This window comes from Acidisoma sp. (genome assembly GCF_035492295.1).
Classification (GTDB): Bacteria; Pseudomonadota; Alphaproteobacteria; order Acetobacterales; family Acetobacteraceae; genus Acidisoma.
The window spans coordinates 1-3,608 of sequence record NZ_DATJJK010000025.1 but is presented as its reverse complement, the minus strand read 5'-3'; the positions used below and the strand labels follow the sequence as shown (position 1 = coordinate 3,608).

Sequence of the window (3,608 nt, the reverse complement as noted above, 5' to 3'; positions counted from 1 at the left end):
ACCGGCACGCCGCCGATCATCGCGCTGCGGGTCGCCCCCTTGGGAAAGGTATCGGTTGTCATGATGGCGCGGGCGGCGGCTTCCCAGCCGTCCTCCTGCAGCCGCTCATGCAGCGCGGGAAGAGCGGCGGTGATGCGCTCGGCGGGCAGAACCTCGCCGATCACGCCGGTGGACGCGAGAAAGACCTGCTTCGCCGGGCAGCCAGCAAGATCGGCCGCCGCCTTCGCGGTCGCCTTGACGGTCGCGACGCCGGCGCGGCCGGTGAAGACATTCGCATTGCCGGCATTGACGACGAGCGCCTGGGCGCGCCCGCCCTCCAGCGCCGCGCGGCACCAGTCGATCGGCGCGCCCGGGCATTTGTTCTGGGTAAAGACCCCCGCGACGGTCGTGCCGCGGGGGAAGGCCATCATCATGAGGTCCGTTCGCCCCTGATAGCGGATGCCGGCCTCGGCCGAGCCCAGGCGGACCCCCGCGACAGGCCCCAGCTCCGGCAGCGGAACCGCCAGCGGAGACACGCTCGTGATGCTGGCCATGGCGCTTACTTGCTGGCGGGAGCGGCGGGGGCGGCACCGGTGGGCGCCGCGTCGGCGGCCGGCAGGGGCGAGCCATCGGGGGCGAATTCCTTGATCGCGACCTGGCTGCGGACCTGCTCCAGAAGCTTATGAATACCTTCCTGGATCAGCTGGTTGCGGATCTTGTCCTGGACGTCCGCGAGCTTCGGCGCCGGATCGGTACGATGGCCGAGCACCTGGATCACGTGCCAGCCGAACTGGGTATGCACCGGGGTCTGGGTGATCTGGCCGTCCTTCATCGCGAAGGCGGCATCGGCGAATTCCGGCACCATGTCGGTCTTCTTGAACCAGCCGAGGTCGCCGCCATTGGCGCTGCCCGGATCGGTCGAATCCTTCTTGGCGAGTTCGGCGAAATTGGCGCCCTTGTCCTTGTCCAGCTGCTTGATGATGTCCTGCGCTTCCTTCTGGGTCTTCACCAGAATATGGCGGGCATGGACCTCCTCGACGCCGGGCTTGTCGGCGTAGTCCTTGTCATAGACGGCCTTGATCGCCTCGGGCGTGATCTGCGGCCCGATGACCTTGCGGATCAGCGCGCCCTGCAGCACCTGCTCGGTGCCGACCTCGATTTGCTGCTGCACGGCGGGATCGTTCAGCAGGCCGTCCTTCTTGGCCTGGATCGCCATCGCCTTCTGGTCCACGATCTGGTCGAGCAGAATGGGATAGAGCTGCTGCGGGGACATGCCCTGCAGCTGCTGCGGCAGGTTCCGCGCCATCTCCTGCAGGTCGCTCATGTGAATGTCCTGGCCGTTCACCGTGGCGATGACCGGGTTCTTGGGCGCAGTATCGGCGGTGCCGGCCGGTGCAGCGGCCGGCTGGCCCGAGCCGGCAGCCGCACTTTGGGCCGAGGCCCCCTGGACCGTGAGGGAAAAGGCCAGAGCGGTGCTGGCGAGGAAGGTCAGGGATAGGCAGGAACGGCGCATGAAAACCTCTGATCTGGCGGGGGTGCCGAGGGCGGCGGAGAATGGCCGAAGACCGCCCGTACCACAAGAAGGGGCGCCGCCCGGGGGTGGACACTGGCGCGCGTTGACCCAACTAGCCTGGGGTCCTATCACTTGCCGCCCAATCAGGCTATCGGGCCCGCCCAGTTTCGCGGGCCGGACCCGTCTGCCGACTGCCGGAGCCTGGCTCCGGCCCTTTTGACCCCAAGGATCTCATGTTCGGATCTCTCGCCCGCGTCATTTTTGGAAGCAGCAACGACCGCGTGCTGCGTGGCTACCGGCGCATCGTGCCGCAGGTCAATGCCTTCGAGCCGGAGATGGCCGCCCTCTCCGACGAGGCGCTGCGGGCCAAGACCACGGTCCTCAAGGACCGGCTGGGCGGTGGCGAGTCGGTGGACAACATCATGGCGGAAGCCTTCGCGGTGGTGCGCGAGGCATCGAAGCGCGTGCTCGGCATGCGGCATTTCGACGTCCAGCTGGTCGGCGGGCTGGTGCTGCATAGCGGCCGCATCGCGGAGATGAAGACCGGCGAAGGCAAGACCCTGGTCGCGACCCTGCCCGTCTATCTCAACGCGCTCTCGGGCCGCGGCGTGCATGTGGTGACGGTGAACGACTACCTCGCCCGCCGCGATGCGGAGCAGATGGGCGAACTCTATTCCTTCCTCGGCCTCTCCACCGGCATCATCGTCCACGGCATGGAGGACAGCCAGCGCCGCGCGGCTTACGCCTGCGACATCACCTACGGCACCAACAACGAATTCGGCTTCGACTATCTGCGCGACAACATGAAGTACCGGCTGGAGGACATGGTCCAGCGCGACTTCCATTATGCGATCGTCGACGAGGTCGACAGCATCCTGATCGACGAGGCGCGCACCCCGCTCATCATCTCAGGCCCCGCCGAGGACAGCTCGGATCTCTACCGGCAGGTGGATGAGGTGGTGAAGATCCTGGTTCAGGATCCCGAGACCTATGAGAAGGACGAGAAGCAGAAAGCAGTCACCCTGACCGAGCCGGGCGCCGAGCGGGTGGAGGAGATGCTGCGCGACGCCGGCATCATCGAGGAAGGCAATCTCTACGACGTCTTCAATATCTCGATCCTCCATCACACCCAGCAGAGCCTGCGGGCGCATACGCTCTTCACGCGTGACGTGGACTACATCACGCGTGACGACAAGGTCATCATCATCGACGAATTCACCGGCCGCATGATGGAAGGCCGCCGCTATTCGGAAGGCTTGCACCAGGCGCTGGAGGCGAAGGAGCACGTCACCATCCAGCCGGAGAACCAGACGCTCGCCTCCATCACCTTCCAGAACTACTTCCGGCTTTATCCGAAGCTTGCCGGCATGACCGGCACGGCGATGACGGAAGCGGATGAGTTCGAGGAGATCTACAAGCTGTCGACCGTCGAAATCCCGACCAACGTGCCCGTGGCGCGGCGGGACGAGGATGACGAGGTCTACCGCACGGCGGCCGAGAAATACACCGCGCTTGCCAAGCTGATCGCCGATACCAGGGCGCGCGGCCAGCCGGTGCTGGTCGGCACGACCAGCATCGAGAAAAGCGAGATCCTGAGCGAGCTCCTCAAGCGCGAGCAGGTGCCCCACGCGGTGCTGAATGCGCGCTTCCACGAGCAGGAAGCCACGATCATTTCCCAGGCCGGCGCGCCCGGCACGGTGACGATCGCGACCAACATGGCCGGCCGCGGCACGGACATCAAACTCGGCGGCAATATCGACATGCGCCGCCGCCTCGAACTCGCTCATATCGCCGACCCGGAGGAATACGCGGCGGCTGACGCCGCGCTGCAGGCCGAGATTGCGCAGGCGCATGATGCCGTGGTCGCGGCGGGTGGCCTCTTCGTTGTCGGCACCGAGCGGCATGAGAGCCGGCGCATCGACAACCAGCTCCGCGGCCGTTCCGGCCGCCAGGGCGATCCCGGCCGCTCGAAATTCTATCTCTCGCTCGAAGACGACCTGATGCGTATCTTCGCGCCGGCGCGCATGGACAGCATGCTGCAGCGCCTGGGCCTGAAGGATGGCGAGGCGATCGTCCATCCCTGGGTCACCAAGGCCCTCGAGAAGGCGCAGCAGAA

The 3,608-nt window shown here is 66.2% G+C and carries 3 protein-coding genes; 1 reads left to right on the top strand and 2 read right to left on the bottom strand.

The window, feature by feature from the left end; translation table 11 throughout:
• Together VL752_RS01995 and VL752_RS01990 are read right to left on the bottom strand one after the other, a co-directional pair.
• On the bottom strand, window positions 1-533 hold a 533-nt coding region (locus VL752_RS01995), incomplete at its 3' end, for a bifunctional ornithine acetyltransferase/N-acetylglutamate synthase (protein ID WP_325352058.1).
• A gap of 5 nt (window positions 534-538) precedes the next feature.
• The gene (locus tag VL752_RS01990; protein ID WP_325352057.1) at window positions 539-1,492 is read right to left on the bottom strand and encodes a peptidylprolyl isomerase; all 954 of its coding nucleotides are present in this window, start codon (window positions 1,490-1,492) and stop codon (window positions 539-541) included.
• A 233-nt stretch (window positions 1,493-1,725) separates the two neighbouring features.
• On the opposite strand from VL752_RS01990, the gene secA reads away from it, so the two are divergent.
• Window positions 1,726-3,608, top strand: a 1,883-nt coding sequence (secA, locus tag VL752_RS01985; protein ID WP_325352056.1) for a preprotein translocase subunit SecA, incomplete at its 3' end; no start/stop codon positions are given.

What these genes read in the sequence shown, in the direction of transcription:
- VL752_RS01990 (WP_325352057.1), bottom strand. Translation starts at nt 1,492, where the DNA reads ATGCGCCGTTCCTGCCTATCCCTGACCTTCCTCGCCAGCACCGCTCTG.